Consider the following 17020-nt stretch of genomic DNA (forward strand, 5'->3'; position numbering starts at 1 on the left):
GCTAAATACTCCGCCGATTTTTGTATCGGCGAAGTATAACTGGCTAATATTAAGGTTAATTAATAACAAATTTCATAACAAGGTTGATAGGCACTACCGCCAGGAAGCTTCATGCGATCTTGTTTTACATAGCTAAGCAGTAAATTATCTAATTGCTTCATGATTTCAGGATCACCTTGCAATTTATAGCGACCATGTTCAGCAATTTGCTTCATACCAAACTCTTTAACATTACCAGCAACAATTCCAGAAAAAGCACGACGTAAATCAGCAGCTAATAATTCAACTGGCTGATCTTTATGTAGATTAAGTGATGCCATGTTTTCATGGGTTGGTTCAAATGGGTGCTGTAATGCTTCATCAATTTTGAGTAACCAGTTAAACCCATAAGCATCACCAGTTGCTAACCGTGATGATTTAACCTGTTTTACCCCATGTTTCATTATGCGAGCAACTTGTTCAGGTGAATCAATGATAATTTCATACAATTTAGTCGCTTCTTCGCCTAAAGTATTACGAATAAATTGATCAATCGCGTCAAAATAATCTTCACACTCTTTTGGGCCTGTTAAAATAATTGGTAAAGTCTGATTTTTATTAGCAGGATTGAGCATAATCCCCAAAATATAAAGTAATTCTTCAGCAGTACCAGGTCCGCCAGGAAAGATAACTATACCATGCGCCATTCGAACAAACGCTTCAAGTCGTTTTTCGATATCTGGCATAATGATAAGTTCATTAACTAATGCATTTGGTGGTTCGGCTGCAATTATCGATGGCTCAGTCATACCAATAAAGCGACTATCTTTTATACGTTGTTGTGCATGACCAACAGCAGCGCCTTTCATTGGTGCTTCCATTATTCCCGGACCGCAGCCTGTACAGATATTAAGTTCTCGTAATCCAAGTTGCATACCAACTTGACGAGCATAATAATATTCACTTTCGTTAATTGAATGTCCACCCCAACAAACAATTAGATTAGGCTCTTCGCCAACGTGTAGGGCATTGGCATTACGCAGAATAGAAAAAACAAGATTGGTGATGTAATAGGAGTGCTCTTTTTCAAGCTTCTCGTTAGGTACCAAGTGTTTAATTGCCGTAATTTGGCCATTTAAAAAAAGAATATCACGTAAAACCGCAAACAGATTGGCTTGTATGGAGCGAATAATGCGTTTGTCGACAAAAGCACTTTCAGGTGCATCAATAAGCTCTAATTTAACTCCACGCTCTTTACTGATAACGTTAATTTCGAACGATTTAAATCTATCTAGTAATTCTTTAGTGTTATCCGTTTTACTACCCGCATTAAGGGTAGCTAATGAGCAATTTCTAAATAATTGATAAAGTTCGCTATTTGCTGATTTTTTTAAAATATCAACTTCAGCCTGCGCAAGTAAATCCATTGATCCTAACGGGCTTATATGGGTAATCATCACAACCTCCATTTGACGGTTTTATCGACAAGGAAATCATTATATACTGAAATATGATGAATACTAAGCAAAGCTGTAGATAAGCTAAAAATATGAGGTAATAGGGTGAATTAAAAAATTTTTTCTAGTTATGAAATAAATACCTCATAATAAGAAAAAAAGATAAAAAATTAGAATATTATACAATCTTCAAGGAGTTTGTCAGGTTAGTGAGTTATCAATGAAAAAGGAATTTATTTGCTTAAAGGGGGAGGGCAGTAAGTTAAAAAAGAGAGAAAAGGGAGACCGAACGCTTTTATTAATCTTGTCGAAGGGAAACTTACTTAATTACATCACGGTTATTTATACTTAAAAGAACAATGATGAAATTGAATCATCTAATCAATCATCGAATAGTGATAATTGTCCGTAGTCAATAAATAGTGTCTATGCTAGACTTAAACAAACTCTGAAGCTTTTTCACCTAAGTGAGTTTCATATGGTGGACTAGCCGCGGTATAGCGCAGAAATGGCTATGCTTCCCGATTTGGATAAGGTGTTTGTGATATGCAATTAATGGATAATTTTCAGCGTCGATTTCAATATCTACGCTTGTCGATTACCGAGCAGTGTAATTTTCAGTGCCAATACTGTTTACCTAATGGTTATCGACCTAATAAAGATCATCGCTTTTTATCGTTAAATGAAATTGACAATGTTGTGTCAACGTTTACTGAACTTGGTGTACATAAAATTCGGCTAACGGGCGGTGAACCGACTTTGCGTCGAGACTTTATTGATATTTTGTCAATAATTTCTGCTTATCCCAGCATCAAACAACTCGCTATCACAACCAATGGTTCACGGTTATTAAAAAATGTGCATTATTGGCAACAAGCAGGACTTAATGCTATTAATATTAGTATTGATAGTTTTTCTCCTTACATTTTTAAACAAATAACAGGCCAAGATAAATTACGTGAGTTGATTCAAGGCGTTGAAAAATCATTAGAAGTAGGTATTAGGAAAGTTAAAATTAATACCGTTTTGATGAAAAATATGAACGACCATCTGGCTGATTATTTAACTTGGATTAAAGATCGTTCAGTTGAGTTACGTTTTATAGAATTGATGGAAACAACAGAAAGCCGTGAATTATTTAATCGTTATCATTTAGCTGGTCATGTGATGGAATCACAACTTATTGAACAAGGTTGGCAATTACAGTCAAAAGAGGCGTTCTCTGGACCTGCTAAAGTTTATGCGCATAGTGATTATCGAGGTAAGATTGGTCTGATTATGCCGTATTCAAAGGATTTTTGTAAAAGTTGCAATCGATTACGTGTCTCGTCGATCGGTAAATTACATTATTGCTTGTTTGGTGATGCAGCGGTTGATTTACGGGATTTACTACAAAGCTCTGAGCAAAAAGCGCAACTTAAAGCTAGAATTTTATCTTCACTATTAATAAAACCTGAAAAACATTTATTACATACCCACCATTTAGGTATCACACCTAATTTATCTTATATTGGTGGTTAACATACAGTCTTGTTTGGGAATATGATTAATGTCCCAGTGTGATATCGCCCAATCTAATAACGCTTTCTGTGTGGCATCTTGCCAATTTTTGGGTATTTGTTGACCTAAAAATTGTAATGCTTGCACCGTTAATAATTTGGTTTTTTTTATATCAATTGGAGAGGCATGATTTTGCTTCGAGAGTTTATGACCATGACTATCTAAAGCTAATGGTAAGTGACAGTAATTTGGGATTGTAAAATTAAATAATTGATAAAGTGAAATCTGTTTAGCGGTCACAGGTAATAGATCTGCACCACGAACAATTTCGGTTATTCCTTGATAATTATCATCTAATACAACAACTAGATTATAAGCAAATAATCCATCTTTTCGATGAATAATAAAATCTTCTAGTGCATTGATATGATCAATGCTTTGTTGACCTCGAATTTTATCATCAAAAGAGAAAATCGGATGATTCTGCTTTAAACGAATAGCAACGTTATTTAATGTTAAATGTCGCTCACGACAAAATCCATCATAAATATTGTTTTTAAGGCTATGGATCCGTTGTCTGGTACAATCACAATAGTAAGCTTTTTGCTCAGAAATTAATGATGCTAACACTGATCGATAACGTTCACTACAGTTAGACTGATATAAAACTTGATCATCCCAATAGAGATTAAAAGCTTCTAATGTTTTTAATATTAAAGATGATGCGCCTTTGACTTCCCTTGGGGGATCAATATCTTCAATACGAACAAGCCATTTACCATTGCTGGCCTTGGCTTGTAAGTAGCTACCAAGAGCTGTCACCAACGAACCAAAATGTAATGGTCCAGAAGGTGACGGAGCAAAACGACCAATATATTGCATGGGCGTATAGGATAGAAAGAATAGTTAAATGAGAATCACATACCCATTTGTTTTTCACGAAGTTCAGCTAATGTTTTACAATCGATACATAAATCAGCGGTAGGTCTTGCTTCTAAACGACGGATACCAATTTCAACACCACATGATTCACAATAGCCAAAATCATCGGTTTCAATTTTCTTTAATGTTTTTTCAATTTTTTTGATAAGTTTGCGTTCTCTATCACGCGCTCTTAGTTCTAAACTGAACTCTTCTTCTTGAGTTGCGCGGTCGGCTGGATCTGGGAAATTAGCAGCCTCATCTTGCATATGAGAGACAGTTTTACCCATTTCACCTTGTAATTGTGAAAGCCACGCTTCTAAGATTAGTTTAAAATGTTTCAATTGCTTAGGATTCATATACTCCTCACCTTTCGCCTCTTTATAAGGCTCAAGCCCAGCAATTGATAGCAGACTAAGAGAAGATGTATTTACTTTTTGTTCCTTTTTCACAGCAATCCCCTTAAATACACATTATTTTCAAGCGCTAAACTATAGCAATAAATTAGCCTTTGGCAAATTTTTTTTACTATTTTTTTTGTGCTAAAAGTGCAGAATATTACAACTATATGTTATTAATAAGATTAATTATTCATCCCATTTTTTTAAATTATTCAAAGGACATTTTTTAATTAAATCAAACAGCTTATCGTTATCAGGTAAGATGAGTTCTGGTGAAATATCAAATAAAGGATAGAGTACAAATTCTCTATTTTTCATATGATAATGAGGAATTGTTAGTCTATCGTTGTCTATTATTAAGTCATCGTATAATAATATATCTAAGTCTAATGTCCTTGCTCCCCATCGATTATCTTTGCGTACCCGACCTTGTGATTTTTCTATTGCTTGTAGTCCATCTAATAAAGCTATAGGTTTAAGTGAGGTGGTTAACTTTATAACTGCATTGAGGTAATCATTTTGATCTTGTGGACCGAGCGGTTTACTGCGATAAAATGGTGAAATGTCAGTAACTACGGTATAGGGTAATTGTTTTAGGGCTGCAATAGCTTGATTAGCTTGAGCTAGTGGATCGTTAAGATTACTGCCTAAGGCAATATAACATATTGACATAATTGGATGTATTTTTTCGTGATGTTTAAGCGTAGAGATATTTTAGCACATATAAAGTGTTATCAAGCTAGATTGCTAAATAATGATTATTTCTAGTTATTAAGATATAGCGATATAATCTTTTAAACGCATATGTAGCATCCACTATTTGCTCAATATTTATTGAGATTTGTATGAGAGTTTAGAATGCATCTAGGTCAACAATTGAGTTTGTTAATAAAAAATACGCCAATTATTGAGCAACAATCAGTCCTTGAATGTGCAATTAATGGTGTTATTGATTATTTTGCGAGTAGCTTACAGGCATCTAATGAAACTAATGTTCAGCAATTACTGGCTTGGATAAATGATGAAGGTGGCAACAATCGAGCTTGGCTTATTGGTCAAAAAAAGTTAGCAACCAGTCGGCAAGCAGCATTATTTAATGGTTTTCAAGCACATTGTTTAGATTATGATGATGTACATATTGATGTACGTGGTCATCCATCAGCGGTTATCTTATCAGCCTTATTTTCTAGTATCCGCTTAGATGATTCATTAACGCGTTTAGATGGTCGTCGTTTTTTAACTGCCTATGTAATAGGTATTGAAGTTATGGCCTTATTGGGACGATGTGTCAATCCTGAACATTATGAAAAAGGTTGGCATACAACAATCACTTTAGGTGGTATTGCCGCAACGGCTGCTATTTGTTATTTATATGATGAACCATTTCTTGTTCAAGCATTAACTTTAGCTGCGACGCAAGCGTCAGGTCTGCGATTAATGATGGGGACACCAATAAAATTTTTGCATGCGGGATTGGCTGCACAACATGCTATACAATCGGTTGAATGGTTAAGAGCTGGGATTTCAGCAGATAAGGATTTTCTTGATGATAACCTCGGTTTTTTATCAATATATGGACAAGGCAATGATAATTTAGATTTAACTGTCTGGGCTAAGCCATGGAAGATTGTTGAACCAGGGTTATGGTTTAAGACTTATTCATATTGTTCTGCCGCTTCATATATTGCTGATGCGGGTAAGTTAATTTATAAGCATCCTAAGTTTAATGTAGATAATATTGATTATATTACTCTTTTCTTTGCTCCAATTAATAGTGATGCAGCACTGATCTATAAAAAGCCATTATTAGCTGAGCAAGGACGTTTTTCAGCAGAATATATTTTGGCATTGATTTTACTCGGTATACCTATCGATTTTGAACAATTTGCTTCAAAGCCAATAGCTGACAATATCCTACAATTAATCCAAAAAATGCAGCGTAGTTATGATATACAATTAACCCCTCATCCTGATGCATATAATAAGCGCTATGTCGTTATTGAAATAGTATTAAATGATGGACAAAAAATTAGCCAACGACTGGATATTCCTAAAGGATCACCTAAAAATCCTTATAGCCAACAAGAATTGGCCGCTAAGTTATTTGGAGCATTGCAAAATGAAATTAAAGCACAACAATTATTGTCTGATATCTATGCTCTAGCCAATGGTATGGATATTAAACAATTACTCATATCGCATTGGAAAATGCTTTGATATCTACTATAAACAGTTAATTATTTTATAAATATAAGCTTAAATTTCAAAATCAATATCATCATTGAGTTGCCGTAAAAAGCGTTGAGTTAACTCGTGTTGTGGGTTATCAATTAATGATTTTGCTGGCCCTTCCTCAACAATAATACCATTAGCCATAAAGATGATGCGGTCGGCCACATACTTTGCAAACTCCATTTCATGGGTTACGATTAGCATAGTTATCTTTTCTTTGGCTAGTTTCAGCATCACTTGTAAAACTTCATGAACTCTCTCAGGATCTAACGCAGAAGTTGGTTCATCAAATAATAATACTTTTGGTCTTACAGCTAATGCCCTAGCAATTGCAACACGTTGTTGTTGCCCTCCCGATAATGTTACAGGATATTGATCAGCATAAGCTAACATTCCAACTCGCTCTAACAATGATATTCCGTACTGTTGTGCCTCACTTTTCTTCATTTTCTGTGCAACAATTAATGGATAAGTAATGTTTTCTAAAGCTGTTTTATTTCTAAATAAATTGTAGTGTTGAAAAACCATTGCTGATTGTTTGCGTAAATTGGTCTCTTGCTTATGGTTGTAATGTTCACTATTGAGTATTACTTTATCAATACGAATCGTTCCTGTATTAGGTTTTTCAAGTAAATTAAGACAACGCAATAAGGTTGATTTTCCCGATCCGGAAGGTCCAATAATGGCAACTACTTCACCTTCTTTGATATTAAGATTTATTTCTTTTAAAACTTCATTATTTCCAAATCGTTTTGATAAATGAGATACACTAATCATCATACTCTCCTTAACGATGATATGGTTTAGTTAGTTTACGTTCTAACTGCTTTTGTAACCATGAATAGGCGACAACAGTTAGCCAGTAAACAATACCGACGGCTAAGTAAGTTTCAAAATAGAGAAAAGAATTAGCAGTTAACATTTTTCCTGCTGCTAATAATTCTTGTACCCCGACAAAAAATGCTACAGAAGAGTCTTTGAGTAGTGAAATAAACATATTCCCCGCATTCGGTAAAGCATTAATCATCGCTTGAGGTAATATAATTCCTCGATAAACCTGAATTGTACTTAATCCTGAGGTTAATCCTGCTTCTTTTTGTCCAAGATCAACCGAAGTTAAGCCAGCACGAAATATCTCGGCTAAATAAGCTGAATATTTTAAACTAAAACAGATAATAGCCGCCGTGGTTGCGCCTACCTGTTTCATAATTGGAAATATTTGTGGTAGGCCATAGTAAATAATAAACAGTAAAACGACAGATGGAATTCCACGAAATAAAGAAATAAACAGCGCCAAAAAAGAATCAATTACAATAATTTTATTGTTTCTAATCAAAGCAATAGCAAGCCCTAATATAGTGGCAAACACAAATGATATAATGGCAATAAAAAGTGTAACTGGCAGATAAGGTAATATCTGCGGGAATACACTAAAGAAATAGTTTATATTAAAATTCATGAGGTAATATCTTCACCAAAATATTTAATTGAAAGATTTTTCAATGTTCCATTAACACGTAATTTTTCGATGGCTTGGTTAAATTTTTCTCGTAAAGCTTTACCTTTTTCATCCTTACTAAATGGGAAGGCAACTTGTTCAATAGTAATTGGTTCGCCCACTAATTTGAATGGTAGATTTTTTCGTTTAATTTCTGCCAATAAAATTGGTTTTGAATTGACATAACCATCGACTCTTTGAAATTCTGTATCATGCATTGCTCCATCTCGAGTTTCATAGGTTTTGATCGTAATTTCGTTATTAGGAAATGCTTTTTTAAGATTATTAATATGGTTTGAACCAAGTACCCCTGCAATAGTTTTACCATTAAAATCAGTTAACTGATTAATATTGTTATTATCTTTGTGTGTAACAATTTGACTACCATAAAAACTATACGGCTGAGAAAAATCATATTTAGCTTGACGAGTTGGTGTAACTGCCACTGCATTTGCTACCGTATCTAAACGACCTGAGTCAAATTGGCCCATTAATCCACCAAATTCAGCAATTACCCATTCAACTTTAAAACCTAACTCATTGGCAATTGCTTCTGTGACTTCGACATCAAATCCAACTAACTTTCCATCTTGTTTATAACCATTCGGGTAACTTTGACCGGTTGAGCCTACTTTTATAATGTTTTGTTCCGCCGCCTGATTGTTTGATTGATTATCACAACCACTCAGGGTAATTAATAAAATAGCAGAAAACCATGTTATTATTTTTTTCATTATTGATGACTCCTCTTTTTCCATTCGGAATAGTTTTTGTGATTTAATATTTTTTCAAAATAAAGGGTAGTGTGATCACTGGTTAAATTTACTTGCCCTATTTGTTGATATCCTTTTTTGCGATATATATTGGCTAACCATGGATGATTGGCTGCTGTACCTAAAGTTACGGCGGGAAGCTTAAGTTGGTTAATTAAAACTTCTTTTTCAACCCAATCCCATAAAGCATTACCATAGCCTTTTCCTTTATAAATTGGATCTGTTGCAAACCAGCCTAAATGTGGTAATCCATAAGGTCCTGGGTTATTTCCCCATGGAAAACGTATGCTTAAGGTTGATATTAATTTATTGTCCTTTTCTATTATATAAACTGCATTCGAATCAATATGATGAATTATTTCTTTAGGTTCGACAGTAGCTGCTGCAAAATGAATGCCTAACTGTGACGTAGCTTGATATGCTCGGTGCAATAATTGTTGATATGCTGGAATATCGGAACAGCTGATTAAGCGAAAATTCATAATAATACTCCGCTTTGCTCCGCATATTTGATTACTTGGTCGACTTTTTGTGGTGCAGACCCCAGATAATTAATTGGATTTAACCAATTATCAAGTTCAGACTCGGTAAATTGTTCACTTAAACGTGGATCATCCAATAGGAGTGATTTAAATGGCCGGTTTTGTTCAAATGCTTGCATAGCATTTTCATAAATTAAATGGTGAGCAGTTTGTTTTCCTAATCGCTTGCCAATTTCGAACATTATTTTTTCTGATAACAGTAAGCCATTTTGTTTTTTTAAATTAGCTAACATTTGATCAGCATTGACTTTTAGTCCTTTTAAAACAGCTAAAGCGGTTTGAAGTTGTGCTGAAATATAAAGATTAATTTCTGGCAGGGCAATCCATTCTGCCCGCCAGCTCATGGCATCGCGTTCATGTTCAACTTTCATTGATTCATGAATAAGTGCTACACTTTTTAATAAAGGAGCGGTAAGACTCGCTAAACCTTCTAAGGCGGCTGGGTTACGCTTATGTGGCATGGTAGTTGAGCCAATTTTACCATCTGAAAAGGGTTCTTCCACTTCATTAATTTCCGTTCGCATAAGGTTGTAAAATTCGTTACCAATTTTGCCAAGCGAACCGCTAATAAGAGCAATAATCGAAGCGTATTCGGAAAAACGATCACGCGCAGCTTGCCAGCCAATATTGGGTGTATTAAGTCCAAGTAAAGTTAATGCTCGCTTTTCTACTTCAGGGCCCAACTCTCCCATTGAAGCGTAAGTACAAACTGCGCCACTAATATTGCCGACTAATACCCGTTGTTTGATTTCAGATAAACGTTGTAAATGACGAACAAACTCGTCTAACCAAACCGCTAATTTAAAACCAAATGTCGTCGGTAATGCTTGCATACCATGGGTGCGGCCTACCATCGGTAAAAATTGATATTTTTTTGCTAACCGTTTGAGTTCATTTGCGATCAGTTTGGTATCACGTTCAATTATTGCAAATGATTGTTTTAGTTGTAAGACTGTCGCCGTATCAACAATATCTTGGGTCGTTGCACCATAATGAATAAATTGACCCGCTTCACCCACTTGTTTTTGCAGTGCATTAATGGTTGACATTAAGGAGTGTTTGGCTTTAGCTGCTTCATCGGCTATTTGTTCAATAGATAGTTGAGATGCATCGGCTTTTTCAATAATTGCATCGGCAACCTCGCGTGGAATCACACCTAGTTCACCTTGTGCTTGCGCTAGGGCAACCTCAACTTGTATTTGTTTTTCTAAACGATGTTGTTCTGACCAAATGGCGCGCATTTCACTCGTGCCAAAATTATTACCTAAAATCAAAAAATCTATAACGTGTGATGCCACTAAATCACCCTCAATAATTATTCTCTACTCTGTTTAATAATTATTCATAATAATTCAATCATCGTCTAATAATCAGTTTGTCTATTGATATAACAAAATGGAATAAAAACGTTGAGTTTTAGCTCATTTTGGTTTCAACCGAACCATTATTGCCAATTATTGATGAACTGATTGGATTTTGGGTTGATACTCCATATCAATTTATATATTTGCTATCAGACGACTACTTAAGTGGGGATTTATAAAAGTGAATAAAAATAAGAATTAGACTTTATATAATTAAAAGATAATCGATAATTATTTGTGTTAGCTCAGTATGTTTAAATTCATTTTGTTACACTTATTTATCTTTGCATTAAAATAATTTAGCACGGATAATATTCAGGCTACTGCTTGATGAATCGGTAAATAGTATGATTCACTGTTTTTGATGATGATTCTTGACAGCAATAGAATAGACGATATTGCTGTCATACTTAGTTCTATGGTGCAATATGCAATTCTAATTTTGCTTTCCAGTTTCTGGCATCATTGCCATTTTTTATCGGAATTGAAATTCTTGGCATATTAAAATCATTGGTAAAAAGTATTAAACTATAATATTCTTTTTCTTTATAATGCGTTTTTGCTGAATTTCTATTACCCTCTGTTTTAGCTACCGTTTTTGTCGTTACTTCCAGTTCAACATTTCTGAAAAAATCATGAGGAACGCTAGCATATATATTTGCAACTGGATTCACAAAATAAAAAGTCTTACTATTGGGATAATATATAACAGAAGTTGCATTTATTTTTCCTATAGTAAGATCAGGCGTCCAACTCATATTTAAATTTTTTGCTAAAAATTTTATTTTATTTGAGTTTTTTAGATTTATATAAATACTAAGTATGAAAGTCACGACAAAAATCACAAAGAAAAGATAACCGATATTCCTTAGTATATTTGAACTAACAAAGAGATTAACGAATAATATAATTAGAGAGATAAAAAAATAAAAAAATTTTGCGTTAATTAAACCAATAATTATCGAACCCGCATTTAAAACTGAGCGTAAATCTTTACTAATCATTTTACAATCCTTGATGCTTTAAATAAAAAATGCCTATATATCATGATACAGCCCTTGCAACTACAAATTAAATCGTCCAAAATTTTGCTAATAATATTTTTATAACACTTCAACTATTGATTCACAAAGTCTAGACATATTATCAATAGTCATTCCCGCAACATTGATACGACCTGAATTGACCATATAGATGCCATACTCATCACGCAATTTTATTACCTGTTCTTCACTTAAACCACTAAATGAGAACATACCATTTTGTTTAGCAATAAAGCTGAAGTCTTGGTTAGCACTTTTATCTTGTAGTGTTTTTACAAATAACTGTCGCATACGATGAATTCGTTGTCGCATACTGGTTAATTCGTCAATCCACTCTTCTTTTAGCTCATCATTATTTAAAATATAAGAGACAATTTTGGCGCCATGTGCTGGTGGATTAGAGTAATTGGCTCTAATAATAGTTTTTACTTGACTAAATGCTCGATCGGCAATTTCGCTATCAGCAGCAATTAAAGTAAATGCCCCAACACGTTCATTATAAAGTCCAAAGTTTTTTGAGTAAGAACTAGCAATTAGGAGTTCTGGTTGGTTATTGGCAAATAGTCTAAGTCCATATACATCTTCTTCTATTCCTTGTCCAAATCCTTGATAAGCTAAGTCGAATAGTGGTAACCAACCGTTTTTTAACGCTAATTCCGAAATAGCTTGCCATTGTTCAGGCGTTGGATCGATACCAGTTGGGTTGTGGCAGCAGCCATGAAATAGTACCGCATCACCAGCGACAACTTGACTTAAATCAGTCATTAAACCATCAAAATCTAGGTCTCGCGTTAATGGATTGTAGTAACGATATTCACGAACTTCTAAGCCTGCGGTTTGAAATACGCTACGATGATTAGGCCAAGATGGATTACTTATCCATACTCGTTTTACTTTGGTACGTCGAGATAAAAAATCAGCCATAATTCGTAATGCACCAGTGCCTCCAGGTGCTTGAGCTGTTCTAGCTCGTTGATTTTCAGTACCAAATAGTAGAATTTGGGTAGCATTATTAAATGAGTTAAGACCATCAATTGGTAAATAACTTTTTGTGATTTCATCATTTAAAATCAGATGCTCAGCTTTTTTTACACTTTCTAAAATAGGTGTTTTGGTCGTCTCGTCTTTATAAACACCAACACTTAAATTGATTTTGTTAGTGCGTTCGTCCTTGTTATAAAGATCCGCTAAACCTAAAATGGGATCTGCAGGCGCTGCTAATAAATATTCAAACATAATATACCTATTTCTTTTTTTGAGCTTCAATGCATTATATACACATTGTTTGGCAAGTTACAATTTCGTTAACAATCAGGCTTCGAAGCAATAATTTTACCACTATTGGTGTTTTCAAATACAAATTGTTAACTTTCAATTTCAAGTTTTTCAAGAAATGATTTTAAATCAGGTGCCAATGTGATTAATTGTCCTGTTATTAAATCTTCTTTAACAATTTCAGCAGTTAAATTATTTATTGCAATAATTTCAGTGTCCTTATTAGTTGAGCCAATAAAAAGAGTCGGATGGCGTTTTAATTTTTTTTGCTGTGATAAATGCGCAATTAAATTCTGCTCTAAATTAGAGAAGTCGTCATCACTCCATGGTTGAAGTAAAATTACATCAATATCGGCAAACTTTGCAGCCATATTAGCCGCATATTGTGTGCCATAATAAATATGAGCGCTTTGATGTATTTTTATATTAATTACTTGTTCAACGATGGTTAAATTTCTTGGTGGAATAAGTAAATAAGGCTGCCAATAAACAGTAAGATTTTCGGTTTTTGTAATACAAGGAGAAGGTAATGAATGTAACTCTTCACTTTTGGGTGCACCATCAAATTGAGCAATCCAACGATGGGTAAAATCAATTAAGGCAATTTTTTCAGGTAATTCCATAGATAAATATTCGTTCATTTTGTAAGCAAATCTAAATTATATTATACGGATAAAATTGGGATATGCACCTGTGTTAATGTTAGGTTTGTAAATTACTAAAATAGGTCATAAATCTATCAGTAATGATGTAGAAAATTTAGACAAAATCAAATTTAGAAAACTAGCGACTAATGCTGCATTTTATTATACTTTTAACCTATTTTATTGAGCGCTCAAAATTAATACTTAATTGTTTATAAAATAATCACTTTAATTTACTTGCTATCCTCTGCTGAAACGTGAATAATAGACAAGGATAATTTATCCTTGTAATGCAGCAATGGCGTTAGACATTACAGTTTGTCAAAATAAAATAGCGTAAGTAGAATTATTATAATTAATTAATATGTTTATTTTAAACAATCATATAAAGATTTAGTGGTTTGTTAAATTGTAGAAATTTGCAAACTCATCATTGAAATAATATCAATAATTGTATGTTTAGTGGTGTTCAAAAAGTATATAAGTGTTTTGAATGTAATATTACCTCTAAAAATGTATTGATGTTGTATATACGGATTTCACATAAAATAATAACAAAAATAACATAAATAAAATAATGAAATACTGTATACAAAATATTAAGTTAAGTACTATTGTTTATCATTGTTAAAATAAGCATTTATTAATAATAAGATTCTACCTACAGTTAATTTAGATTAATGAAGAGTGTAGAATAATGAAAAGAATGCTAATCAATGCAACCCAGCAAGAAGAGCTGCGAGTTGCCCTTGTTGATGGCCAACGCTTGTATGATTTAGATATCGAAAGCCTTGGTCACGAACAAAAAAAAGCCAATATTTATAAAGGCAAAATCACTAAAATCAATCCTAGTTTAGAAGCCGCTTTTGTTTCATATGGTGGTGAGCGAGATGGTTTTTTACCATTAAAAGAGATCGCAGAAAGCTATTTCCCTTCAAATATTTCTGGCCGGCGTAGTATTAAACATCTGCAAGAAGGCCAAGAAGTCCTTATCCAAATTGAAAAAGAGATTCGTGGTAAAAAAGGTGCTGCTTTAACGACTTATATTAGTTTAGCCGGTAGCTATTTAGTATTAATGCCAAATGACCCAAGAGCAGGTGGGGTTTCGCGCCGTATTGAGGGAGAAGAGCGTGCAGATCTAAAAAGAGTTATCGATGCGCTAGAAAAACCAAAGGGCATGGGTGTAATAGCTAGAACAGCGGGTGTGGGTAAAAGCCAAGAAGAGTTACAACAGGATTTAAATGCGTTAGTTAATTATTGGACAGCGATTCAAAATGAGTCAAAAAATCATCCAGCACCAAGCTTAATTCATAAAGAAAGTGACATTATTACTCGAGCATTTCGTGATTATTTACGTGATGATGTGGGTGATATTCTTATTGATAATCCTAAAGTACTGGAAATTGCAAAAAAACGATTAGCTGATTTAGGTCGTGTTGAGTATGTTAGTCGTCTTAAACTTTATGAAGGTGATGTACCATTATTTAATCATTTTCAAATCGAAGGTCAGATTGAATCGGCATTCCAACGGGAAGTTCGCTTACCATCTGGTGGTTCGATTGTTATTGATGCAACTGAAGCATTAACTGCGATCGATATTAACTCAGCTAAATCTATTCGTGGTAGCGATATTGAAGAGACTGCATTTAATACTAATCTTGAAGCGGCAGAAGAGATTGCTCGCCAATTGCGGTTACGTGATTTAGGTGGCTTAATTGTTATTGACTTTATTGATATGACGCCAATTCGTAATCAACGCGAAGTGGAAAATCGCTTAAAAGAAGCGATGAAAACCGATCGAGCAAGAATCCAAACCACTCGTATTTCCCGTTTTGGTTTGCTTGAAATGTCTCGTCAACGTTTAAGCCCATCTCTACGTGAAGCAACTCATCATATATGTCCTCGTTGTCAAGGAACGGGTACAGTTCGTGATAATAATTCATTATCGCTTTCAATTCTTCGCTTAATTCAAGAAGAGGCGATGAAAGATAATACGGTTCAAATTGATGTGATTGTGCCAGTACCAATTGCTAGTTATTTGCTTAATGAAAAGCGTCGTGCGATTAATAATATCGAAAGAATGCATCCGGATGTTAAAATCGTCATTGCTGGCGATGAAGAAATGGAAACACCACTTTATAAAGTGATTCGTAAACGTAGTGGTGAAGAGACAGATGTATTAAGCTACAATTTACCTAAACTAATCCGTGAGCTTGAAGAGGAAGAAGAAGATCAAGTCGCTGAATTAGTGGTAGAGCAAGCTGTATTATCAGGTCCTAAAGTAGAAGCGAGTAAAGCATCTAAAGCGAAAAGTGAACCGAAAAAAGTTGAAAAATCTAGTGGCTTATTTGGTGGTTTATTTAAGAAAATTCGTCAGTTATTTGTTTCCGAAAAGGTAGAACCTAAACCAGAAGTTAAGCCTCAATCAAATAAAAAACGAGATAATCAACGCTCAAATAATCGACGTCAGCGTAATAATCGTAACAATTCAGCTGCAAATAATAATGTTGCAACTGATGAAGTTAAAGAGACTACACGCTCTAATCGTCGTACAAAACAAAATAATAATTCATCTAATGCTGCGAATAATATAAAAGCTGATAAAGTCGTTAATGAGGCGGCACAACCACCTAAGCAAAAAGAAGCGAAACCAAGACGTCAACAGCGTGCATTAACGAAGAGTGTTCGTGTTAAAAATAGTGATGTACCTGCTCAAGCTGAAAAAGTGTGTATCCCTACTTTATTATTGCCGGTTATTGTTCCTGAAACAGGCGATAATGCTGTAACTAACGATTCACAACCGAAGCGTCAACGAAGAACATCTCGTCATTTGCGTATGAATACACCACGGACTAAACGACGCGGTAAAAATAGCGAATTAAAACAGTCTGCAATGCCATTGCAATTTGCTGCTGCGTCATTAGAGCTTGCATTAGGCCGTGTATCGGTTGATTATAGTCAAGTTAGCCATGATGAATCGCTTAATGCTGTTCCAGTGATCCCTTCACTTTTATTACCAATCGTAATTAAAGATGATGTAGACATCGCTAAAAACGTAGTTGCTAGTGAATCTCAATCAAATATCACAACTCAAGCAAATATTGAGAAATCACCTACAACTCAGGTAACAACAGAATCTACAGCAGATCCTGCAGCGGGTTATTCATCATCAATAATGACTAAGGCTCCAGCTCCGGACTATGTGGAATCTGATAGTGGAATAAAAACACGAGAAGAGTTGGATTATCGTTATGACGGTAAAGGTAATGCTGGTGGATTAAGTGCTCAAGATCATGCTTATGCCGCAGCAAGTAAACCGGTCATACCTGAATAGCTGATAACTAAAACAACAGTGATGGATATCACTGTTGTTTTTACTCATAATAAAGAT

Annotated in this window: 15 protein-coding genes and 1 riboswitch; of the genes, 3 read left to right on the forward strand and 12 right to left on the reverse strand. The window is 34.4% G+C overall.

The annotated features are described in order from the left end of the window. Positions 1 to 59: 59 nt before the first annotated feature. Complete coding sequence (gene ppnN / locus J3U27_RS08770; RefSeq protein ID WP_220225506.1) at positions 60 to 1436, reverse strand: nucleotide 5'-monophosphate nucleosidase PpnN; 1377 nt, start codon at positions 1434 to 1436, stop codon at positions 60 to 62. Positions 1437 to 1870: 434 nt separating this feature from the next. Beyond that, a riboswitch (molybdenum cofactor riboswitch) is annotated at positions 1871 to 1990 on the forward strand. Between ppnN and moaA the strand changes: the two genes are divergently transcribed. After that, on the forward strand, positions 1983 to 2957 hold the full coding sequence (gene moaA, locus J3U27_RS08775; RefSeq protein WP_220225508.1) for a GTP 3',8-cyclase MoaA: 975 nt from the start codon (positions 1983 to 1985) through the stop codon (positions 2955 to 2957). Its footprint overlaps the riboswitch before it by 8 nt. Here the strand turns inward: moaA and gluQRS are convergent. The 3 genes from gluQRS to folK all read right to left on the reverse strand — a co-directional run bounded on the left by gluQRS (position 2937) and on the right by folK (position 4930). Then, the gene (gene gluQRS, locus J3U27_RS08780) at positions 2937 to 3818 is read right to left on the reverse strand and encodes a tRNA glutamyl-Q(34) synthetase GluQRS (protein ID WP_267377275.1); all 882 of its coding nucleotides are present in this window, start codon (positions 3816 to 3818) and stop codon (positions 2937 to 2939) included. The two genes, moaA and gluQRS, sit on opposite strands and share 21 nt — an antisense overlap. Positions 3819 to 3853: 35 nt before the next feature. After that, positions 3854 to 4309 (reverse strand): RNA polymerase-binding protein DksA, encoded by a 456-nt coding sequence (gene dksA, locus J3U27_RS08785; RefSeq protein ID WP_065561769.1) that lies wholly within the window; start codon positions 4307 to 4309, stop codon positions 3854 to 3856. 135 nt (positions 4310 to 4444) lie between these two features. Continuing rightward, positions 4445 to 4930, reverse strand: coding sequence for a 2-amino-4-hydroxy-6-hydroxymethyldihydropteridine diphosphokinase (gene folK / locus J3U27_RS08790; RefSeq protein ID WP_267339183.1), 486 nt, complete (start codon positions 4928 to 4930; stop codon positions 4445 to 4447). 186 nt (positions 4931 to 5116) lie between these two features. On the opposite strand from folK, the gene J3U27_RS08795 reads away from it, so the two are divergent. Beyond that, on the forward strand, positions 5117 to 6475 hold the full coding sequence (locus J3U27_RS08795; protein ID WP_267339182.1) for an MmgE/PrpD family protein: 1359 nt from the start codon (positions 5117 to 5119) through the stop codon (positions 6473 to 6475). A 39-nt stretch (positions 6476 to 6514) separates the two neighbouring features. Here the strand turns inward: J3U27_RS08795 and J3U27_RS08800 are convergent, their stop codons facing one another. The 8 genes from J3U27_RS08800 to syd all read right to left on the reverse strand — a co-directional run bounded on the left by J3U27_RS08800 (position 6515) and on the right by syd (position 13626). Beyond that, positions 6515 to 7267, reverse strand: a complete 753-nt coding sequence (locus J3U27_RS08800; RefSeq protein WP_065735247.1) for an amino acid ABC transporter ATP-binding protein — start codon at positions 7265 to 7267, stop codon at positions 6515 to 6517. Positions 7268 to 7277: 10 nt separating this feature from the next. Further along, on the reverse strand, positions 7278 to 7949 hold the full coding sequence (locus J3U27_RS08805; protein WP_065735246.1) for an amino acid ABC transporter permease: 672 nt from the start codon (positions 7947 to 7949) through the stop codon (positions 7278 to 7280). Beyond that, positions 7946 to 8722 (reverse strand): amino acid ABC transporter substrate-binding protein, encoded by a 777-nt coding sequence (locus J3U27_RS08810; RefSeq protein WP_141673889.1) that lies wholly within the window; start codon positions 8720 to 8722, stop codon positions 7946 to 7948. Before J3U27_RS08810 ends, J3U27_RS08805 begins: the two co-directional genes overlap by 4 nt. Beyond that, positions 8722 to 9243, reverse strand: a complete 522-nt coding sequence (locus J3U27_RS08815) for a GNAT family N-acetyltransferase (protein ID WP_267377276.1) — start codon at positions 9241 to 9243, stop codon at positions 8722 to 8724. Before J3U27_RS08815 ends, J3U27_RS08810 begins: the two co-directional genes overlap by 1 nt. Next, entirely contained in the window at positions 9240 to 10601 is a 1362-nt protein-coding gene (purB, locus tag J3U27_RS08820) for an adenylosuccinate lyase (RefSeq protein WP_267377277.1), read from the reverse strand. Before purB ends, J3U27_RS08815 begins: the two co-directional genes overlap by 4 nt. A 482-nt stretch (positions 10602 to 11083) precedes the next feature. Next, a complete protein-coding gene (locus J3U27_RS08825) occupies positions 11084 to 11671 on the reverse strand; it encodes a hypothetical protein (protein WP_267330995.1) in 588 nt (195 codons plus the stop codon). 99 nt (positions 11672 to 11770) lie between these two features. After that, positions 11771 to 12946 (reverse strand): aromatic amino acid transaminase, encoded by a 1176-nt coding sequence (locus J3U27_RS08830; RefSeq protein ID WP_267337678.1) that lies wholly within the window; start codon positions 12944 to 12946, stop codon positions 11771 to 11773. Between the two features lie 128 nt (positions 12947 to 13074). Next, a complete protein-coding gene (syd, locus tag J3U27_RS08835) occupies positions 13075 to 13626 on the reverse strand; it encodes a SecY-interacting protein (protein WP_267337677.1) in 552 nt (183 codons plus the stop codon). 700 nt (positions 13627 to 14326) lie between these two features. Between syd and rne the strand changes: the two genes are divergently transcribed. Beyond that, positions 14327 to 16963, forward strand: a complete 2637-nt coding sequence (rne, locus tag J3U27_RS08840) for a ribonuclease E (protein ID WP_267337676.1) — start codon at positions 14327 to 14329, stop codon at positions 16961 to 16963. The last annotated feature ends 57 nt before the right edge of the window (positions 16964 to 17020 follow it).

Source organism: Gilliamella sp. B2911 (genome assembly GCF_026536965.1).
GTDB lineage: Bacteria > Pseudomonadota > Gammaproteobacteria > Enterobacterales > Orbaceae > Gilliamella > Gilliamella apicola_E.

Bases quoted from the DNA above. Each gene is read 5' to 3' on its own strand.
- folK (WP_267339183.1), bottom strand. From the start codon at position 4,930: ATGTCAATATGTTATATTGCCTTAGGCAGTAATCTTAACGATCCACTA.
- J3U27_RS08825 (WP_267330995.1), bottom strand. From the start codon at position 11,671: ATGATTAGTAAAGATTTACGCTCAGTTTTAAATGCGGGTTCGATAATT.
- J3U27_RS08805 (WP_065735246.1), bottom strand. From the start codon at position 7,949: ATGAATTTTAATATAAACTATTTCTTTAGTGTATTCCCGCAGATATTA.
- syd (WP_267337677.1), bottom strand. From the start codon at position 13,626: ATGAACGAATATTTATCTATGGAATTACCTGAAAAAATTGCCTTAATT.
- J3U27_RS08795 (WP_267339182.1), top strand. From the start codon at position 5,117: ATGCATCTAGGTCAACAATTGAGTTTGTTAATAAAAAATACGCCAATT.
- rne (WP_267337676.1), top strand. From the start codon at position 14,327: ATGAAAAGAATGCTAATCAATGCAACCCAGCAAGAAGAGCTGCGAGTT.
- moaA (WP_220225508.1), top strand. From the start codon at position 1,983: ATGCAATTAATGGATAATTTTCAGCGTCGATTTCAATATCTACGCTTG.
- J3U27_RS08810 (WP_141673889.1), bottom strand. From the start codon at position 8,722: ATGAAAAAAATAATAACATGGTTTTCTGCTATTTTATTAATTACCCTG.
- gluQRS (WP_267377275.1), bottom strand. From the start codon at position 3,818: ATGCAATATATTGGTCGTTTTGCTCCGTCACCTTCTGGACCATTACAT.
- J3U27_RS08815 (WP_267377276.1), bottom strand. From the start codon at position 9,243: ATGAATTTTCGCTTAATCAGCTGTTCCGATATTCCAGCATATCAACAA.
- J3U27_RS08830 (WP_267337678.1), bottom strand. From the start codon at position 12,946: ATGTTTGAATATTTATTAGCAGCGCCTGCAGATCCCATTTTAGGTTTA.
- J3U27_RS08800 (WP_065735247.1), bottom strand. From the start codon at position 7,267: ATGATTAGTGTATCTCATTTATCAAAACGATTTGGAAATAATGAAGTT.
- ppnN (WP_220225506.1), bottom strand. From the start codon at position 1,436: ATGATTACCCATATAAGCCCGTTAGGATCAATGGATTTACTTGCGCAG.